This is a genomic window from Aquabacterium sp. (genome assembly GCF_049274795.1).
GTDB lineage: Bacteria > Pseudomonadota > Gammaproteobacteria > Burkholderiales > Burkholderiaceae_C > Aquabacterium.
This window is the reverse complement of sequence record NZ_JBASTH010000024.1, coordinates 1-4590: the sequence shown is the minus strand read 5'-3', so window position 1 is coordinate 4590 and position 4590 is coordinate 1. Positions and strand designations below refer to the sequence as shown.

The 4590-nt window shown below is 67.1% G+C and carries 7 protein-coding genes; 3 read left to right on the top strand and 4 right to left on the bottom strand.

Going from position 1 to position 4590, the window contains the following annotated elements:
• The 3 genes from tagH to WAQ08_RS02755 form a co-directional block, all read left to right on the top strand.
• A partial coding sequence (gene tagH / locus WAQ08_RS02765; protein ID WP_422189111.1) for a type VI secretion system-associated FHA domain protein TagH occupies window positions 1–738 on the top strand: 738 nt, incomplete at its 5' end.
• Between the two features lie 39 nt (window positions 739–777).
• On the top strand, window positions 778–1575 hold the full coding sequence (locus WAQ08_RS02760) for a PP2C family protein-serine/threonine phosphatase (protein ID WP_422189110.1): 798 nt from the start codon (window positions 778–780) through the stop codon (window positions 1573–1575).
• A 28-nt stretch (window positions 1576–1603) separates the two neighbouring features.
• Window positions 1604–1993 (top strand): DUF4280 domain-containing protein, encoded by a 390-nt coding sequence (locus WAQ08_RS02755; RefSeq protein ID WP_422189109.1) that lies wholly within the window; start codon window positions 1604–1606, stop codon window positions 1991–1993.
• A 24-nt stretch (window positions 1994–2017) separates the two neighbouring features.
• On the opposite strand, the gene WAQ08_RS02750 is transcribed toward WAQ08_RS02755, so the two are convergent.
• From WAQ08_RS02750 to WAQ08_RS02735, 4 genes are all read right to left on the bottom strand, one after another.
• Window positions 2018–2362, bottom strand: coding sequence for a hypothetical protein (locus WAQ08_RS02750; RefSeq protein WP_422189108.1), 345 nt, complete (start codon window positions 2360–2362; stop codon window positions 2018–2020).
• A 99-nt stretch (window positions 2363–2461) separates the two neighbouring features.
• Complete coding sequence (locus WAQ08_RS02745) at window positions 2462–3106, bottom strand: hypothetical protein (protein WP_422189107.1); 645 nt, start codon at window positions 3104–3106, stop codon at window positions 2462–2464.
• A gap of 12 nt (window positions 3107–3118) precedes the next feature.
• Window positions 3119–3967: a hypothetical protein gene (locus WAQ08_RS02740; RefSeq protein WP_422189106.1), complete on the bottom strand. Its 849-nt coding sequence runs from the start codon at window positions 3965–3967 to the stop codon at window positions 3119–3121.
• A gap of 112 nt (window positions 3968–4079) precedes the next feature.
• On the bottom strand, window positions 4080–4590 hold a 511-nt coding region (locus tag WAQ08_RS02735; protein WP_422189105.1), incomplete at its 5' end, for an OmpA family protein.

The window sequence follows — 4590 nt, the reverse complement described above, 5'->3', positions numbered from 1 at the left end:
GTGCCGGCTCCCGCGCCGGTGACCCCGCCCATCGCCGCGCCTGTCGTGGCGGCACCAGTGGCTGCGCCGGTTGCCCCGCCCGCAGCAACTGCTGCACCGGCACCCGTGGCGCCCGTTGCGGCCGCCACCACCGGCGCACCGGCCGACCAGGCCGCCCTGATTGCCGCCCTGCGCGAAGGCCTGGGCATGTCCGCCCTGCCCATCCAGTCGCTCACGCCCGAGTTCATGAAGCTGCTGGGCCAGCTGGTGCATGAGTCCACCAAGGGCACGGTCGAACTGCTGGTGGCGCGCGCCGCGCTCAAGCGCGAGATCCGTGCCGAGGTCACCATGATCGTGGCCAAGGAGAACAACCCGCTGAAGTTCTCGCCCTCGGTCGATGTGGCGCTGAATCACCTGCTCAGTCCACCGGCCCGTGGCTTCATGCCGCCGGCTCCGGCCATGCGCGATGCCTACGACGACCTGCGCGCCCACCAGTTCGCCTTCGTGGCCGGCATGCGTGCCGCGCTCGAAGGGGTGCTCAAGCGCTTCGATCCCGAGGTGCTCGAAGGCAAGCTCACGCAGAAATCCGTGCTCGCGTCCGTGCTGCCCGGCGCCCGCAAGGCGCGCATGTGGGATGTGTTCACCGAGCTCTACAGCCAGATCTCCGCCGAGGCCAGCGACGATTTCCACGAGCTGTTCGGCAAGGAATTCCTGCGGGCCTACGAGGCCCACATCGACGAACTGCAGCGCGACGCGTGAGCACGCGGGACCGACGAGACGACACCGAAAGCAACAACCATGTCGAACTTCTCTGACACCGTGTATGGGGCACCCGGTCACATCCAGCTGGATCTGGCCATCATTTCGCGCCAGGGTGGGCGCAACTACAACGAGGATGCCTGCGGCCACTGGCACTCAGACCACCACCTGTGCTGCGTGGTGGCCGACGGGGCGGGCGGGCATGGCGGCGGCGACATCGCCTCCAAGCTGGCGGTGCGCCACATCATCGAGCGCAACGCGCAGCAGCCGGTCAACAACGGGGCCTCGGTGCACGAGCTGATCCTGGACACCAACCGCACCATCCACCAGCACCGCCAGCAAGGCGGCGTGCGCGAGCACATGCACAGCACGGTGGTGGCGCTGTTCATCGAGCTGGACACGCAGACCGCGCTGTGGGGCCACGTGGGCGATTCACGCCTGTACGTTTTCCGACGAGGGCAACTGCGCTACCAGACGCGCGACCACAGCCTGGTGCAGTCCCTGGTCGACAGCGGCCTGATCAAGCCCGAGCAGATGCGCAACCATGCCCAGCGCAGCGAGCTGCTGTGCGCACTGGGCTCGCAGGAGGAAGACCTGTACATCGGCGTGAGCCCCGACCCCTGGCTGCTGGCGCCGGGCGATGTCTTCCTGCTGTGCACCGACGGCCTGTGGGAGTATGTGGACGAAGCCGTGCTGCAGCAGACCCTGCAGCAGGCGCGTGATCCGCGCGAATGGCTCAGTACGCTCGAAGCCCTGGTGCTGCGCAACGCCGCGCACAAGCCGAGCCACGACAACTTCAGCGCCCTCACGGTGTGGGCGCTGGACGACCCCGCTTGAGCGGCATAACCCGTGATGGAGGCCTGAAATGCCACAACATGTCTGCAACAACGCCATGCTGGCTTGCTCCTTCGGGGCGGCGCCCAGCCCGATGGGCGTGCTGCCCATCAACCGCGTGATGACCAGCAACCAGCCGGCTGCCAACATCATGGACCACATCCCCATCGTGAACATCCGGCCGTTCGGGGTGTGCTCCAGCCTGGCCAATCCCACGGTGGCCGCGGCCACGGCGGCAGCCATGGGGGTGCTCACGCCCATGCCCTGCGTGCCCGCCACGGTCTCGCCCTGGGTGCCGGGCGCGCCCACGGTGATGCTGGCCAACATGCCCGCGCTGGACAACACCTGCAAGTTGATGTGCATGTGGGCGGGCGTGATCCAGGTGACCTTCCCGGGGCAGGTCACCGAGATGATCCCCTGAGCTGGGGCGCTGATCGGGAGGGCGTCAGCCCTTCTGGGCCGCCATCTCGCGTGCGACCAGCGGCGGCACGCCGTACTGGTAGTCGAAGTGGTAGCGACCACTGTCGTCCAGCACGAACTTAAGCCAGGTCCAGGGCTCGGCCTGCCCCTGAGGCGGGTGGTCCTGCAAGGCTTGCAGGCCTTCGAGGGCCTCGATGGTCAGGTCCAGGTCCGTCTTTTCGCTGCCCACGAAGCTGTTGGCGATGTAGATCTCGGAGGTCTCGCCGCTCCAGGCGTAGCGCTCATAGTGGACTTCGATGCGCTCCCAGTCCTCAGGGGTGGACTCGAGCAGTTCCTCAATGAACTGTTCCTGCAGTTTGATCATGTCCATGTCGGCCTCCTGCGTTGTTCTTGAACGTCTTTTTCACCCCGTTGCCATTGTCATCGAGGTAGGCCGCCGTGATGGTGTCCGGGCGTCAGCGCTGGGGCGTCAGGGCTGGACGACCCAGGGCCACGGCCGGGCGGGTGCCTTGAGGACACGCAGCAAGGCCGCATCCCTGTCGGCGGGTTGCTCGGACACCAGGGCTTTGAGCAGCGCCAGGGTCTCGTCCTGAAGGGCCGGGTCCTCGATCTGCCAGCCATGGCGCTGCAGCAGGCTGTCGGCGCAGCTCAGGCGGGTGTCTTCGTCTGCAGCTTGGCGGATGCAGCGCGCGAGACGGGCGCTGGCATTGCTGTCGACGCCGGCAGACACCAGGCCATCAAGGGCAGCCCCCTGAGTCCATGTGTCGTCCAGATGGATCGCAGCCTGTTCCAGGAAGTCCAGGGCGTCCGAGGCGTCGGTCAGGCGAGCCAGCGCTGCGGCGACCTCCACGTCGAACTCCTCCGGAGGATCCTGCTGAGAAGATGTTTGCCAGAGCGATTCCAGCAGCGTCACCGTGTCCGGACCAGGTGCGACCACGGTCAGTGGCTTGAGTGCACGGGCCTCGCCGCGGCGGATGCACTCGATCAGGGCCTGGCGTGTGCGTTCACGTTCCTGGGGTGTGAGTTGCAGCAGGTTGCCGATGGAAAAGCCGTCACCGTATTCACGTCCGGTGGCGCCCAGTTCATGGAGGAAGAGGTCGTAAGCAGCCGTCATGTGTCGTGCGTCTCATGAGCCCATGGGCGAGGGCTGAGGTGGTGGTTCTTTCAGGACGAGCGCGCCGAACTCCACCTTGCCTTGTATTGCAAGCTTGAGCAGGATCTTCTTTTCGACGCGTTTCCACATGTCGCCGCCGCCCTTGGCGGCTTTCTCGGGCGTCTGGATGGGGGTGATTGTTCCACGCGCCTGCAGGGCATAGGTGGCCGATGCCAATTGCCACAGGTGCTTGCGGAAAGGGGGGCCTTGCCCTGCTTTCTCGTCCCAGGGGATCTGTTCCAGCCAGTCGTCGATCAGGACGCCGCCAGCGGTCGTTTCCAGCGACGCGCCGCCGAGATCGGTGGCCAGGTCGCTTGCGTTGTCCTTGCTGCCGGACCAGAACACGGCCGCGTCCTTGGGGGCGCTGAGGTCCAGGTGCGCGACCAGGTCGACCCACAGCGCCTGCGCGGTGCTGTCACCGCTTCGGCCTTGCGCAAGCGTGGGAACCAGTGTGACCAACTGGGTGCGTGCCTCCTGGCGCTGTTGTTCCAGCTTGGCCTGCAGGGCCTTCACCGCGGCGGCATTGCCCTTTCGCTGGGCCTCGCGCAGTTGACGGGCGGTGTCCACTGCCTCGCGCCCCTTGGCCGCAAGCGCTTGCCGGACAGGATGATCCTGCAGGGCCTTGCTCCGGGCCTGCACGTTCAAGGTCGCTGCGCCGAGGCGCGCACCGATGCCCGACACGGCCTTGACCTGATCCGCGGGCGCGCTGGGCTGCTTGTTCTGTGCGGGAGCCGCCACCTGGAACATCACGCGGCCGACCGCGCTGCGAGGTGACTTGTTGCTTGCGACGGCCTGCTGCACCCGTCTCCAGGCGATGGGCATGCTTTCCCTGATCGAATGTGTTCATGGCCGGGCCCAGGATGGGCTTGGCATCTCAAAAAAAAGGCCGCCCGAAGGCAGCCTGTTGGACCGGGCACGGGAGGCGCCGGTGCGCTTACTTGGCGCGCCCGATCTCCACGCGGCGGTTCTCGCTGGAGTAGGGGTCAGCCTTGTTCTTGGGGTCGGCCGAACCCAGGCCCACGGCTTCGAGCATGCTGGCGTCGGCGCCCTTTTGCACCAGGTAGCCGCGCACGGATTCGGCACGGCGCTGCGACAGTGCCAGATTGCCGGCCTGCGAGCCGGAGGCGTCGGCGTGGCCCACGATCTTGACCTGGCGGCCAGCCGAGCCGCGCTTGCCGCGCAGTACTTCGGCGAACACGTCGAGCTGGCGCTTGAGCAGTTCGGGCAGCACGGCCGAGCCCAGTGCGAACGACGAGGCGGGCAGCGAGTACTTGATGGCGGGCTTGAAGCCCATGCACTTGAAGCCGTTGGCCTCGAGTTCCTTGCAGGCGTCCTCAGGGAAGAGGCCTTCCTTGACGGAGGCGGCATCGGGCACGGTGGTGCCGACATCCAGGGGCGCGGCGGCCGCGCCGGCGTCGGCGGGGGCGGATGCGGCGTCCTGGGCC